The following is a 14,182-nucleotide window of genomic DNA, read 5'->3' as shown; positions in this document are numbered from 1 at the left end:
TTTTGCGTTCTTAATAAAAAACGCAGTAAGTTCCCCTCTCAAAGAGAACTTACTGCGTTTAATTATTTATAAAACTTTTTCTAAGAAATCCTTTGCTCGCTGTGTTGAAGGCGCTGTAAAAAACTGCTCGGGAGGAGCATCCTCAATGAGCTTGCCACCATCTAAGAAGAGTATACGATCAGCAACTTCACGTGCAAAGCCCATTTCATGTGTCACAATTAACATTGTCATGCCGCTGTCCGCTAGGTTTTTCATAACAGCCAATACTTCTTTAACCATTTCTGGATCGAGTGCTGACGTTGGTTCATCAAATAATATAACCTTTGGATCCATCGCAAGCGCTCGGGCAATGGCAACACGTTGTTTTTGTCCACCAGAGAGACGGTTTGGATACTCTTGGCGCTTTTCAAAGAGCCCTACTTTCTTAAGTAACTCTTCTGCATTTTTTATCGCAACCGCTTTATCCATTCCCTTTACATTAATTGGAGCGTACGTTAAATTTTCTAACACTGTTTTATGTGGGAAAAGATGAAAATGCTGAAATACCATCCCAACTTCTTCCCGTATTTTCATAATATTCGTCCCTTTATCTGTAAGAACATCCCCAGCAATCGTTACCTTTCCACTCGTAGGGAGTTCTAATAAGTTTAGGCAACGAAGGAATGTTGATTTGCCAGATCCTGAAGGTCCGATAATAGCAATTACTTCTTTTTCTTTAACTTCGGTTGAAATACCTTTTAGTACTTCATTCTGACCATATGATTTGTGTAGATCTTCAATTTTAATCACTTTTTCTCATTCCCTTCTCGATTCGTTTACCAAGGAACGTTAAAACAAGTGTCATGAGGTAATAGATAATACCGGCAAATAGTAAAGGCTCAAGATATCGATATGTCGAACCACCTACGATATAAGCACGACGCATTATATCAAGGGCACTAATTACTGTGACAACTGCAGTTTCTTTATTTAGTGTAATAAATTCATTAACTAGAGAGGGCAAAATATTTTTTACTGCCTGCGGGATAATTATATCCTTCATCATCTTTGCATAAGGAATGCCAAGAGCTTGTGCCGCCTCCATTTGCCCTTTATCCACTGCATTAATACCTGCACGAATAATTTCCGAAATATATGCACCTGAATTTAAACCAAATGCAATAATGGCCGTTGGAATAGGCTCGATTTGAATATCTAATAATTGTGGTACTGCATAATAAATAATTAATAATTGTAATACTAGTGGTGTACCACGGAAAATTGACGTATAAAAGTCAGCAAACCAGCGTAAAACTTTTACCTTTCCAATTTTACATAAGGCTAGTAATATACCGACGATAAACCCAATGATGGATGCACCAATTGCAATTTGAAGTGTAACACCTATCCCTTTTAAAATATAAGGAATAGAGGGAACGATAGCTGTAAAATCCAAATTCACAGCGCTCCCTCCTTTCTTTTTCATCTTGATTCAGCAATTCTTTTTTGCACTGAAAGCGAAACAACAAATACAGAAGCTTCTGGCGGTTGTCACAGATATGAGAGTGGTTCTTTTCTAGCACACTCAACAAAATCTAGACGTAATCATGCCGAAGCATATTAGATTGAACTGAAAAGCATAAGCGATAGCCCAAATAAGAGCTATCGCATGCAAGTATTATTCAACTTTTTCTAACCATTTTTCTTCTAGCTCTTGGATTTTTCCTTCTTCAGCTAGTTCTTTTAATGCCTTGTTAATTCTTTCTTTTAAAGCACTGCCTTTTGGCACAGCAATCGCTTTGAAATCCTCGGGCTGTTCTTCTACAGGGAAGGCTGCTAATTGATCATTTGTTTTTAAATAACCCTTCGCAACGCCACCCTCTAAAATGCCTGCGTCTAAGCGCTTAGACATCATATCTTGAATAATTTCAGGAATTCGTGTACGTCCTTCAACTGAAACATCCACTTTTTTAGCAATTTCATTACCTAAGTTTTCTTGAATAGAGGCTGTTTGCACACCGACTTTTTTACCAGCTAAATCAGCTTCCTTTTTAATACCGCTATCCTTTTTAACAATGATTACTTGCTCTGTTTCATTGTATTGATCAGAAAAATCTACTACCTTTTCACGCTCAGGGTTTGGTGTCATACCAGAAATGACTACATCAATTTTTCCTGCTTGTAACGCTGGTACAAGACTGTTGAAGTCCATATCTTGCACTTGCATGTCCACACCTATTTTTTCCCCAACCAATTTAATTAAATCAATATCAAATCCAATAATTTCTTCACCTTTTGCAGCGTCAACATATTCAAATGGCGCATAGTCTGCTGAAGTACCAACTTTTAATACTTGTTTGTCTGTACTACCATCAGCATTATTATTTGCATTATCCTCTTTAGCGCCACAAGCTGCTAGTACGCCAATAGCTAGGACAAGAATTATCATGAAAAACTTATTCTTCATCTTTAAGCATCTCCTTTTATTTATAATGTATTGTGTATGAGAATACATTTCTCGAAAATAGTTGATTGGATATTTATTCATGTTTGAGAATAAAAAAACTATCTGCTAATTAAGATATACTCTTTTGAAATAATAATCAAGATAAACTAGAAAATTTTTAACGAATTATTATATGCTAAATTTTCAGATAAGTCAATTTATTATTTTCAAGTTCACTTTCTTTACTATTATCCGAAAGCTTAATAATTATCCCTTCATTCTTTAACAAAATTTCCGCGGAAATAAAAAAGACCCCCATTTGGAGGTCTCTTGCTTATTTGTCTTCTGTAAATAATTTATCTTTTAATTGGTCCTCGCCAGAGCCTTCCGCTAATGGAACATGAGAACGATAAGCCGCTCGACAGATTAAATGTCCAGCAACTGGAGCTGTAACAAAGACGAATAGAATACCTAAAATTAATCGGACACTAACATAACCATCGTGCACCCAAAAGTATATAAATGCACCTAATAAGCAAGTTAACACGGATAACGTGGAGCTTTTCGTAGCAGCATGTGATCGCGTATAAACATCTGGTAAACGAATCATGCCAAATGCGCTAATAACACTCACAATCGACCCGATTAGAATGAGGATGACTGCCGCCCATTCAATCATTTGATTTACGTTCAACAATCACACCTCTTTCAATATATTTTGTAAAAGCAATGGTCCCAATAAACGCTAAAATACCTAATATAAGAATGGCTTCTAAGTAAGCCTTTGTTTTTAATATAATCGAAACAATCGCAATAGCGGATAAAAGATTTACACCAATTGTATCGAGAGCAATGGCTCGGTCAGGCATAGATGGGCCTCGGATAACCCGATACAACGACAGCGCGATGGAAATACTAAAGAAGGCGAGAGCCAGAAGTAAAATATTCTCTATCATTAACGCGTCACCTCCATTATTGCTTGTTCAAACTTCCCAATAGAGCGAATAACAGCATCCTTAGACTGCTCAATGTCCATCGCATGAATATAAAAGACATCGCCCTCTTCAGAAACTTCCATGACGACAGAGCCAGGTGTTAATGTTAGCAATAATGCTAGCGCCGTAATTTCCCAATCACCCTTGAGTGCGGTTTTATACGTAAAAATACCTGGCGTAATGTTTAGCTTTGGTGTAGTAATTTGCTTTAATACGCTATAGCTTGATAAAAATAGCTCCCAATTAAATAGCCATAATAGCTTGATAATCGAAAAGACTCGTCGCAAGTAAAATTGGGTCCCATAAAACCGGTGCATCGCATATAATATGCCCATTCCTACGATAAACCCCATTAAAAACGTTGAAAATTGTGGAGTCACTTCATCTTGCAAAAGTAACCAAAGTGCTGCGATAAATAAATTCAAAATAAACTGCATCGCCATTATTTATTCACCTCACCTTGCCATTGTTCACCATCTAGAACAGCGTCTATATAGATAGATGGTGTATATAACGTTTCTGCTGCATCGGTGACAAAGGGAGCTAATTTCTCCGCTCCTATTCCTAAACTAATTGTACAAGCAGCCAATAAAGTTAACGGCAGTATTACACGTTTGGGTAAAGGCTTTTCATCCTCTAAACTAATAATGGTCTCTCCAAAAAAGGAGGAGAGAAATATCCGCAGTAATGAATACAAAACAATTAAACTAGAGAAAAACCCTAGACCTAATAGAACAAAATTGCCGCCCTCTATCGCACCTTGTCCAATTAAAACCTTCCCTAAAAAGCCACTCAATGGCGGGATACCCGCTAATGAACACATGGCTACAAAGAATAGCCATCCAAAGAACGGATAGTTGCGAATAAGCCCACTCATTTTATCTATGACTGTTTCTCCAGTTACATAAATCATCATGCCGACAGCTAAAAATAACATAGCCTTTGCCACCATATCATGCATTAAATAATAGACAACGCCCTGTAAGGCAGACTCAGTACCAATCGCTAGACCAGCTACTATAAACCCAACACCAATCAATACATTATAAGAAGCGATTGTTCTAACATCACGCCCTGAAAGAGCACCGATACAGCCAGCTATAATTGTAATACCCGCCATAATGCCAAGTGCCATATGCGTGACTTCGGTATTATTTGGGAAAAGCAATGTAAAGGTTCTTACGAGTGCATAAATCCCAACCTTTGTTAATAGTGCTGCGAATAAAGCGGCAATGGCAGTGGGAGGTACACTATAAGAGCCAGGCAGCCAGAAGAATAATAGCAGTCCCGCCTTTAAGCTAAAGACAATTAAGAAAATGAGTGCCACTGTTGTAATAAGTGGATTAGCACCGGCTTCCATCACACGCATAGAAATATGGGCCATATTTAATGTACCGACTGTTCCATAAAGAAAAGCCAATGCCACCAAGAAAATCCAAGACGCTACAATATTAATCAGCACATATTTTAATGCTTCACGGAGTTGAACCTTTTCCCCACCTATACTAATAAGTGCATATGAAGCCAGCAACATCACCTCAAAACATACAAATAAGTTAAAGATATCTCCTGTCAAAAATGAACCATTAACACCAGCTACCATTAGTAAGGTAAATGGATAAAAATACATTTTTTCATACCTTAACTCCATTGTGAATATTGCATAGAGCATACAAATAACTGCTACAATATTTGCTATTAACACGAGTAGCGTTGCGAAGGAATCTGCCACAAATGAGATACCAAAAGGAGGTGCCCAACCACTAAAGTCAATGCGCAATATCCCTTGTTCTTGAATTTCTACTAATAAAATCACGCTAATAATAACGATAAAGCTTAATGTCAGTAAACTAATAATCCGTTGTAAAAAGACATGCTCTTTTAAAAACACCAGTAAAATAGCTGTAATTACCGGTACTATTAATGGTAAAACAATCATATTACTCATCCGGCGTACCCCTCAATTCATCAAAATTCCCTGAACCATTTGTTTTGTACGCTCGATAGCCTAAAACGAGAACAAACGCAGTCACAGCAAAACTAATAACAATAGCTGTTAGAATTAGGGCTTGCGGCAATGCATCTGTATAAGGACCCTCTGATTCGCCTAATAATGGTACATCCCCTTTTTTAAGACCTCCCATTGTTAGAATTAGTAAGTGGGCAGCATGTGATAAAACAGCAGTGCCTAAAATAACACGTAATAACTGTTTAGAGAGGATTAAGTACGTCGCAACAGCTACTAATATACCTACTAAAACAAGTATTAAAGATTCCATCGGCTACTCATCCTCACTTATGCTTAAAATAATTGTCACGACAACACCCACCACCGTCAAAGCTACTCCTGCTTCAAAAATGGTTACGGTTGAAAAACCCATTTTCCCGAAAATCGGGACATTTATATACGTATAAGCCTGTGTTAAAAATGGTACATCGAAAAACAAAGAACCAATTGCCGTACCTGTTGCCAGCAATACACCAAGAGCCGCAACCTTTTTAAAGTCAAACGGCATTCCCTTATGCACAGTCTCTATATCGTAAGCAAGATACAATAATACAATGCCAGAAGCTAACACGAGGCCACCAATAAAGCCACCACCTGGAGCGTGGTGTCCCGCAAAGAACAAATACACGCCAAGTGTTAAAATAATGAAGACGACTGCCTTAGTGACTGTCCGTAATATCACATCATTAATTTTCATGATCTGCTTCCTCCTTCCGAGGCTTAAGCTTTGTTAGTGTATAAACCCCTAAGCCAGCAATCAGAAGCACTACAACCTCAAGCATTGTATCAAAGGCACGAAAATCCCCTAGAATTGTATTAACTATGTTGGAACCACCCGCTAGCTCATAGGCATCATTAAAATAAGTGGATACTGGCTCAAATTGCTCGTAGTGCACTACAGCTAGACCAACCATTGTGACTGTTGCACCGACAAAAATAGAGATCATCGCTTTAGACCATTGCACCCTTTTGCGAGGTGCCTCAGGCATTAAGTCTGGTAAATACTTAAAGCATAAAAGGAATAATGCAGTTGTTACTGACTCTACAACTAATTGTGTTAACGCTAAATCTGGTGCGCGGAAAATGACAAAGAAGAAGGCAATTGAATAGCCTAATACGCCATTTAATAGCATGGCTGTAACGCGACCCTTTGCAAAAATCATCCAAACTGCAGCGAATACCATAACAAATACAAGAATTAATTCGTATGACTCAATCGTGGAGTCCATATCAAAATTAAAGGTCATTGCGTCTGAATAAATAAAATAACCAGCGATTAGTGCCACGAAAAATACATATATATAGACAAAATAATGGGTTAAATTACCTGTCATATATTTGCGAGTAAGCTTCTCTGAACCACTTTCACTTATTTCTATCATTCGATTATAGTAATTATTAAACGTATATTTTTGTGAAAAAATGCGATACATCGGCTTCCAGCTTTTCAATGTTTTGAATAAGATGATCCCGAGTACAATGACTCCTAACGTCATGAACAATTCCGCATTAATTCCATGCCAAGCAGAAATATGTGGTGTTAATTCATTGGCTGTTGGGAATGTAGGATAAATACTTGCCATGGCTGGCTCTAAAATATAATGACCTAACACGTTCGGGAAGAAAAAGATACCGACTACTAACAGACATAAAATAATGGGTGATATTAGCATGCCCAATGGAGCTTCATGTGGTTTTCTATCTATTTTCTCAGGCTGTAGTTTACCCAAAAATGTTCGACTAATTAAAATTAAACTGTAGACAAAGGTAAAGATACTGGCTACCCATGCTACTAATGGGAAAAATAACCCTACATCAGCAATGGAAAAGGCCTCTACATCCCGAATAGCCAAGACCGCTGCAAAAAACATTTCTTTACTCAAGAAACCATTAAATGGTGGTAATCCTGCCATAGAAAAGCTACCAATGACTGCGATTGTAAATGTAATAGGCATTAAGGACATTAAGCCACCTAAACGGCGAATATCCCGAGTTCCCACTTCATGGTCGACAATCCCAACCATCATGAATAAGGCTCCTTTAAATGTGGAGTGGTTGATGAGATGAAAAAGAGCAGCAAAACTTGCTTGTGTATATATAATAGAGTCTTTAGTGTAGCCATAGTAATGACCCACAGACCCTAGACCAAATAGACTCATAATTAAGCCTAGCTGACTTATCGTTGAAAAGGCTAAAAGCGCCTTTAAATCCGTTTGGCGAACTGCATTAAATGATCCCCAGAAAAGTGTAACAAGACCAATAACACTTACGAGCCAGAACCAAATCGCTTCTCCGCCAAAAACTGGTGAAAAGCGGGCAACTAAATAAATCCCTGCCTTTACCATTGTGGCTGAGTGTAAGTATGCACTAACAGGTGTTGGTGCTTCCATGGCGTCCGGTAGCCAAATATGAAATGGAAATTGTGCAGATTTTGTAAAAGCCCCTAGTAAAATTAAGATTAATGCTGGAGTAAATAGGGCATGATCACGGATAACCTCTACATGAGCTACAATTTCACGAATACTAAATGTATCAGCAGCTACATATAGCATCAGGAAACCAGCTAACATAGAGAGACCGCCAAAGACTGTAATCATCATTGCTTTTTTAGCACCTGCACGTGATGCCTTTCTATGATGCCAAAATGCAATTAATAGGAATGATGACACACTCGTTAATTCCCAAAATGTGTATAATACCATTAGGTTATCTGAAAAGACAACGCCAAGCATAGCGCCCATGAATAGTAATAAATAGCAGTAAAAATGGTGAAGAGATTCTTTCGTTGACAAATAAAAAATAGAATATAAAATGACTAAACTACCTACACCTGTAATCAGTAAGCCAAAAATCATACTGAGCCCATCTAGGTAAGTTGTAATATTTATATTAAAAGAGGGAATCCACTCATATGTATGGATAAATGTTTTACCTCCGGCAATTTGAGGAATATAGCGCGCAAGTAAAAGAAACAAGATGAATGGAACAGAAAAAACAAACCAGCCAAGATGTGTTACACGCCTTAGTCGCCTATACAGCAATGGGATAAGTGCAGCACAGACAAATGGCAAAAGTATCGCGATAAGAACTGTAACCAAATGAAAACCTCCTACTATCAAAATCATCAAGCAAATTTTTGTGGTGATTGGAATGGTAAGTGCTAAAACTATAGCAATTTGTTTAAGCTAAGTAACATATCAGATATATTCTTGAAATTTTGCAAATGGAAAGTGATGGGGTGTTAAAGTGTCTTGTCATTCATTGAAAATGGTATGTTTAGTTATTTAGTCACCTCTAACCCGATGCAAGCCTAAATAACTTGTGGAAAATCAGATAATTTATACAGTTACAACTCAATTATATCAGCATTATAAAGACACTTGACTATCTATTTAACACACTGCATAATAGTGTGGCATATGAAATCAATTAAGCTTAGATGCACGCAATGCATAAATTAAATAACTTTAAATCATTGATATAAGCTTATTGCTTCAAGGGTTTTCCAATATATTTCGTTAACTTTTATACATTTTTAAGTATACAATATAAATGAGCATAATGCACTGTAACAGCATCGATTTTAGCTGTTTTAGGATAATTTTTCGAAATCAACAGTGAAATTAACAAAATACCAACAGATAAGAGGTGTACATTTTTATGAGGCATGTAAAAGGGCGTTTAGACGAAAGTATATTAGTTTGTGTTTACTATGGCTTAAATGGTGAACGTTTGATACGTAGAGGGCACAAAATGGCAACAATGCTAGATTGCCCACTCTATATTCTTTCAGTTGATTCGCAACCCCTTGATGCATTTGACGCTGAAAAATCTAGTTATATTGAGCAATGGAAAAAGTTATCAGACGAACTTGAGGTCGAGAAATTCATTTTGCAAGATAATGAAAAACGCCCCATTCAGAAAGTCATTGCAGAAGTGGCGAAAAACTATGGCATTTCACAAATTATTGTAGGACAAAGCGCACAAAGTCGCTGGGAGGAGATTACTAAAGGTTCGTTCCTTAACGTACTGTTAAAAGAAGTTCCTTTTGTAGATTTTCATATTGTAGCTGTTCAACGTCCTACTGATGATGATGCTAACGAGACATACGAAAAAGGTGTTCGTGCTTACTTAATTAAAGAACAGGAGAACTTTAAAGTAGCATTTACATGTCCGAAATATGTATCCATCGAAGGTATCTTCTTCAAGGAAATCGGCACGGATTTTGACAACGGTGTCTTTAAATTTACTTACAACGATAAGATGCATGAGGTTCATATTTCAGAGGGCTATGTGATCGATCAAGAAAAGCTTCCTGCAGAATTTTTATCCCCATTAAGACAATAAAAAACGCGCTCTCTTTTTTAAAGGAGCGTTCAGGCTGTAGATAAAAGTCATCGGGAAGTACCTCTCGATGGCTTTTGTCACTTCATTTTAACTCTCTGGACTGATAGCAACTGCACTCCGACCGTAATTGAAAACTTTATTTCATTGTAAAAAAAATGTAGGCAAACCCATTCCGAGTTTGCCTACAGTCCTGATGCGTTTTTTCTAAGCCGCCGAAGTTGAGGGTTTATCCTTCGGTAGGAAAAAGGCAATTAGCAATAATAACGGCAATAAAGAAACGACCATCATTGTAAAATCAATACCTTTATGGTCAATTAAAACACCAATAACCATTGCTCCAATGGCCCCCATACCAAAAGCAAAGCCAGTTGTTAAGCCGGCCATTGTACCAATTTTAGAAGGAACTAGCTCTTGCGCGTATACCACGGTTACAGAGAAGCTAATCATAATCAATGTACCAATGATCACTAAAAATATCATAGCCGCCCATAGCGGTACATAAGGCAATGCTAGGCAAAATGGCATTGGTACTACAACGGAAAGAATAATAACATTTTTTCTTCCAATTCGGTCTGACAGAGAGCCTCCGAAAAATGTTCCCACTACCCCAAACGCCATGAATAGGAAAATAAGGATTTGTCCTAGACGGAGATTCACATCATAATGATCCATTAAATAAAATACATAAAAGCTAGTTATATTGGTTGTATAAAATGATCGTGCAAAAATGATGGTAAATAGTAAGGTTAAAGCTACGCCTACCTGCTTCTTTGTTAATGGTGGCAATGTCGAAATCAACACACGTTTTTTCTTCGCTGTGCGCTCCTGCTCTAATTGCTTTTTATACCATTTTGCAATCTTAGTTAAAAGAATAATACCAAAAGTTGCCGCTACTAAAACAATTGCTGCACCACGCTGGCCGAAAATATCAAAAATATAGGCACTAATTAATGGGGCAAGCGCTTGTCCTGAATTCCCCCCAACTTGATAAATCGATTGAGCAAGCCCTCTTTTAGAGCCTGCTGCCATAAAGGATACTCTAGAACCCTCAGGGTGAAATATTGCTGAACCGAAGCCTAAAAATAATACCGCAATAAGAATAATCCAATATTGAGTAGTAAAAGCAATAATTGTTATAGCAATAAAAGAACTTATCATACCTATTGGTAATGCATAGGGCATTGGCTTTTTATCACTGACAAACCCAACAATAGGCTGTAATGCAGACGCAACTATATTTAAGACAAATGATATGAGACCAATTTGTGTGAAGGTCAATCCTAGCTCACTTTTGAAGATTGGAAACATAGCTGGAATAACAGCTTGCATCGTATCATTGATAAGATGAGCAACACCTATTAAAATCATAATGGGGTAGATTGGATTTGCGACGTTTATTTGATTATTCATGCTGCCACCTCACTCTATTTAGTTTTTGTTATTGACGATTGTCGCATACTATTAACCATTTTGCACAAGCTATGTTTCGACAGCTGTAAAAGGAGTTGATGTATGCATGGAAAGCTTTATTCATGCTAACTTTTGGGAAATGATTCTTCGAACAACACTTTCATTCTTCATCTTACTTATTTTGGCACGTATTCTTGGAAAGAAACAATTGGGCCAACTAACATTTTTCCATTATATTACTGGTATTACATTTGGATCAATTGCTTCAGAAATCGCCTCACAGGAGGAAACACCCTTTTTAGATGGCGTAATATCCCTTGTCTGGTGGAGTGCCTTAACCTACTTAATGACGATTATTACGATTAAATCAAAAAAAGCTCGCGTACTTATTGATGACAAACCTACGATTGTCGTACAAAATGGTCTTATTTTAGAATCTGCCTTAAGAAAAAATCGTTTGCATATGGACGAGCTGACAATGATGCTGCGTGAGCAAGCCATCTTTTCTGTACAGGATATTCAATATGCGTTACTTGAAACAAACGGAAAACTAAGTGTCCTGCAAAAAACCTCCGAGCAAGTTGCCACAAAGCAGGATGTTAAAGCTGATGTTTCCCCACCTACTTATTTGCCTACAGAGGTTGTGTCAGATGGGCAACTTATCAAAGAAAATATTGTTGAGCTCGAATTAACAGAGGACTGGGTAATGAAGAAGCTTAAAAAACAAAATGTGCATTCCGTTGAAGATGTCTTTTTTGCACAGGTTCAAACAAATGGGTCCTTATACATTAGCCTAAAAGATAAAGCGAGACATTCAAGCCCGTAAATGCTTGTCTCGTTTTTTTTTAATCAATTTTTACAATATCTAACGGTGTAATGATTCCTATTAATTTTTGGTGTGGTTTGCCATGTTCTGTTATTAGTAATGCCTCAAAACGCCTACCTCTTTCCACTCCCTGTTTAAAAATTTCTTCTGCTTCATATATCGTTATGTATCTGCTCACAAACTTGTAATTCACCCTATTTTTCTCATGCATTAAAATATCATGCAACGTAGGAATTCCTTTAGGTAAATGGTCGCCACCCATTTTAGAGGCAAGCCAATTGGTGATTCCTACAGTTGTAATTAGCCCTCTAAATTGTTTATTAAAATAGACGGGGAACTGCGTATATTTTCGCTGGTGAATAACCTTTAACACATGCTTGAGGGAATCATTCTCTTGAAAAACAAGTACTCTCTTTCGGAACATTTGACCGACAAGCATAGGCTTAGCGAGCGTAGCATCTATGTATTCAATTCTTTCGACTACATCGGTATGTGGTTCAGCAATTACATAGTTAATAGAAGTACGATGATGGACAATTGCATTTCGCAGATCGGCGTATGACCGTAAATCATCTTCGTATTTTTTCACCAATACCTCTTTTTTCTTCGCTTGATCAACGAGCCGATAAAAGGGCGTAAAATCCTTAATGCCTACAATATCTCGTAATCTATGGTCTATTCGATTAAATGCTGTCAGGAAACGATCGGAATTTTCAGTCTCCACCTTTACGTACCCTCTTTCTCTAGTAACTTTATGTATTTTCCGAGTTATTTGACAAATTTCGAGTTACACCACCATTATATTCCTAAGTAATGGATATTCCAAGAATGTAATTTTTGCTGTCATTTATTTTTACATTCTCCCTTGAAAGTTACGTTATTATGAGGAATTGGACTATTTTTCCCAGCAAGTAAGACAAATGATGGACATAGGATTTACAGTGAGAATGAATTAAATTTAAACATTAGGATTCAAATTAAAGGAAATAAGGAAATTCAAGCGCTTCTTAATAATACATGGGAGTGGGAGGCAAGCTTAAATCAACATGTTACTTTTCTTGTAGTGGAGCAAAGGAAAAGAATTAAGTGCACTCATAGAAACTGTCTTTGACTTTGATGATGTATTCAAGTATGTAAATTTGAATGACGAAGAAAATCGAGAAAAAGCGATTACTATTATCAAAGGGATTGAAGAATATAGAAAATTTACTTTTTATTGTTATTATTTATATGAGTTATCCATTTATGTGGTAACAAACCCAAGTATTAGGAGGTATTTGTTTTGAATGTGATTAAGTATTTTAAGAATCCTATGTTGATAGCTTGTTGTTCTACATTTTTATTAGGAACGTCTGTTTTAGCTGTAAATCCAAGTACTGCAAATGCACAAGATACTAGTAATAGTAATTTAACAAATGAAACCACACTATTTTCAAATGAAATGAGTATACATAATGAAGTTTATAATTTCTTTTTGGCTCTTGAAAAGCTCCCTTACGATATAGAAATATAAGGAGCTAAAAAATCTGCTGAATGGTTATCTGCAGAATCTGGTGTTGAAATTTTAGTTGATGAATATGATAATTTCATATTTCCTTCTATTCAAAAAGAAATGTCTTTATTAATAGACAATACTAGTTCGTCAGAAACATCACTTGTGCTTGCCAGAGCTTCGGTGGGTGAAGTTGCAACTTGCATTGGAACGGCTGGATTGGCAGCCTTGCCTTTCTCGAAAGTTACAAAACTAAAGACTATTTTTAATGCATTAGGTGGAATAACTAGAACTGTAGACATGACTTATACAAATTATAAATATCACCGAGCTTTACTAAACTCTGTTAAAAATTCGTTATCTAAAGCTATTAAGGATGTTGTAGACAAAGAGAAACTTGCTTCAGAAGTAAATGATTTATTAAAAGAAATTTTTGGTGTTACTGCTACAGTTGGTGCATGTAAACCTGTAATAGATGATCTTTTCGATTAAAGTCTATTATAAAGCATCACTGCAAAAACGTTTAAAGACTAAGAGACTGCCTTAAAGACAGTCTCTTAGTCTTTAGCTCTTCTAATCATATATTTCGTGTGTCAATCAGTTACATAAAAATTAACAGTACAGAGAGATTTTTTGTTAGATACCTGTTTTTTTAAATAAATTTTTAAATTTTAGTAGT

Annotated in this window: 16 protein-coding genes; 4 read left to right on the top strand and 12 right to left on the bottom strand. The window is 36.7% G+C overall.

Features of this window, described 5'->3' with window-relative positions:
• Window positions 1–66 precede the first annotated feature (66 nt).
• The 10 genes from MKX57_RS00850 to MKX57_RS00805 all read right to left on the bottom strand — a co-directional run bounded on the left by MKX57_RS00850 (window position 67) and on the right by MKX57_RS00805 (window position 8,526).
• Window positions 67–789 carry an amino acid ABC transporter ATP-binding protein gene (locus MKX57_RS00850; RefSeq protein WP_089986880.1) on the bottom strand — a complete coding sequence of 241 codons (723 nt, stop codon included), beginning with the start codon at window positions 787–789 and terminating at the stop codon, window positions 67–69.
• The gene (locus MKX57_RS00845; protein ID WP_031418079.1) at window positions 782–1,441 is read right to left on the bottom strand and encodes an amino acid ABC transporter permease; all 660 of its coding nucleotides are present in this window, start codon (window positions 1,439–1,441) and stop codon (window positions 782–784) included. Before MKX57_RS00845 ends, MKX57_RS00850 begins: the two co-directional genes overlap by 8 nt.
• Window positions 1,442–1,657: 216 nt before the next feature.
• Complete coding sequence (locus tag MKX57_RS00840; protein WP_342531506.1) at window positions 1,658–2,446, bottom strand: transporter substrate-binding domain-containing protein; 789 nt, start codon at window positions 2,444–2,446, stop codon at window positions 1,658–1,660.
• Window positions 2,447–2,759: 313 nt separating this feature from the next.
• A complete protein-coding gene (locus tag MKX57_RS00835) occupies window positions 2,760–3,119 on the bottom strand; it encodes a Na+/H+ antiporter subunit G (protein ID WP_089986878.1) in 360 nt (119 codons plus the stop codon).
• Window positions 3,097–3,381 carry a Na(+)/H(+) antiporter subunit F1 gene (locus MKX57_RS00830; protein WP_025116881.1) on the bottom strand — a complete coding sequence of 95 codons (285 nt, stop codon included), beginning with the start codon at window positions 3,379–3,381 and terminating at the stop codon, window positions 3,097–3,099. Before MKX57_RS00830 ends, MKX57_RS00835 begins: the two co-directional genes overlap by 23 nt.
• The gene (locus MKX57_RS00825; protein WP_012292439.1) at window positions 3,381–3,863 is read right to left on the bottom strand and encodes a Na+/H+ antiporter subunit E; all 483 of its coding nucleotides are present in this window, start codon (window positions 3,861–3,863) and stop codon (window positions 3,381–3,383) included. The genes MKX57_RS00830 and MKX57_RS00825 overlap by 1 nt, the downstream gene beginning before the upstream one ends.
• Window positions 3,863–5,368 carry a Na+/H+ antiporter subunit D gene (locus tag MKX57_RS00820; protein ID WP_089986877.1) on the bottom strand — a complete coding sequence of 502 codons (1,506 nt, stop codon included), beginning with the start codon at window positions 5,366–5,368 and terminating at the stop codon, window positions 3,863–3,865. Before MKX57_RS00820 ends, MKX57_RS00825 begins: the two co-directional genes overlap by 1 nt.
• The gene (locus MKX57_RS00815) at window positions 5,361–5,699 is read right to left on the bottom strand and encodes a Na(+)/H(+) antiporter subunit C (protein ID WP_004233143.1); all 339 of its coding nucleotides are present in this window, start codon (window positions 5,697–5,699) and stop codon (window positions 5,361–5,363) included. Before MKX57_RS00815 ends, MKX57_RS00820 begins: the two co-directional genes overlap by 8 nt.
• A gap of 3 nt (window positions 5,700–5,702) precedes the next feature.
• Window positions 5,703–6,125, bottom strand: coding sequence for a Na(+)/H(+) antiporter subunit B (locus tag MKX57_RS00810; RefSeq protein WP_036122157.1), 423 nt, complete (start codon window positions 6,123–6,125; stop codon window positions 5,703–5,705).
• On the bottom strand, window positions 6,115–8,526 hold the full coding sequence (locus tag MKX57_RS00805; protein ID WP_170844169.1) for a Na+/H+ antiporter subunit A: 2,412 nt from the start codon (window positions 8,524–8,526) through the stop codon (window positions 6,115–6,117). Before MKX57_RS00805 ends, MKX57_RS00810 begins: the two co-directional genes overlap by 11 nt.
• 562 nt (window positions 8,527–9,088) lie before the next feature.
• On the opposite strand from MKX57_RS00805, the gene MKX57_RS00800 reads away from it, so the two are divergent.
• Window positions 9,089–9,775 (top strand): histidine kinase, encoded by a 687-nt coding sequence (locus MKX57_RS00800; protein ID WP_089986875.1) that lies wholly within the window; start codon window positions 9,089–9,091, stop codon window positions 9,773–9,775.
• A 204-nt stretch (window positions 9,776–9,979) separates the two neighbouring features.
• Here the strand turns inward: MKX57_RS00800 and MKX57_RS00795 are convergent, their stop codons facing one another.
• Window positions 9,980–11,185, bottom strand: a complete 1,206-nt coding sequence (locus tag MKX57_RS00795; RefSeq protein ID WP_342531494.1) for an MFS transporter — start codon at window positions 11,183–11,185, stop codon at window positions 9,980–9,982.
• A gap of 106 nt (window positions 11,186–11,291) precedes the next feature.
• Between MKX57_RS00795 and MKX57_RS00790 the strand changes: the two genes are divergently transcribed.
• Window positions 11,292–12,011 carry a DUF421 domain-containing protein gene (locus MKX57_RS00790; protein ID WP_089986873.1) on the top strand — a complete coding sequence of 240 codons (720 nt, stop codon included), beginning with the start codon at window positions 11,292–11,294 and terminating at the stop codon, window positions 12,009–12,011.
• A 19-nt stretch (window positions 12,012–12,030) separates the two neighbouring features.
• On the opposite strand, the gene MKX57_RS00785 is transcribed toward MKX57_RS00790, so the two are convergent.
• Window positions 12,031–12,735, bottom strand: a complete 705-nt coding sequence (locus tag MKX57_RS00785) for a CBS domain-containing protein (protein WP_089986872.1) — start codon at window positions 12,733–12,735, stop codon at window positions 12,031–12,033.
• Window positions 12,736–13,293: 558 nt separating this feature from the next.
• Here MKX57_RS00785 and MKX57_RS00780 point away from each other — a divergent pair.
• Both MKX57_RS00780 and MKX57_RS00775 read left to right on the top strand, forming a co-directional pair.
• Complete coding sequence (locus MKX57_RS00780) at window positions 13,294–13,524, top strand: hypothetical protein (RefSeq protein ID WP_089986871.1); 231 nt, start codon at window positions 13,294–13,296, stop codon at window positions 13,522–13,524.
• A 99-nt stretch (window positions 13,525–13,623) separates the two neighbouring features.
• Window positions 13,624–13,995 (top strand): hypothetical protein, encoded by a 372-nt coding sequence (locus tag MKX57_RS00775; protein ID WP_139150618.1) that lies wholly within the window; start codon window positions 13,624–13,626, stop codon window positions 13,993–13,995.
• Window positions 13,996–14,182: the final 187 nt, after the last annotated feature.

This window comes from Lysinibacillus sp. FSL M8-0216, from assembly GCF_038595555.1.
In the GTDB taxonomy this organism is placed as follows: domain Bacteria; phylum Bacillota; class Bacilli; order Bacillales_A; family Planococcaceae; genus Lysinibacillus; species Lysinibacillus fusiformis.
The sequence above is the reverse complement of the archived record's forward strand: the minus strand, read 5'-3'. Positions and strand labels throughout refer to the sequence as shown.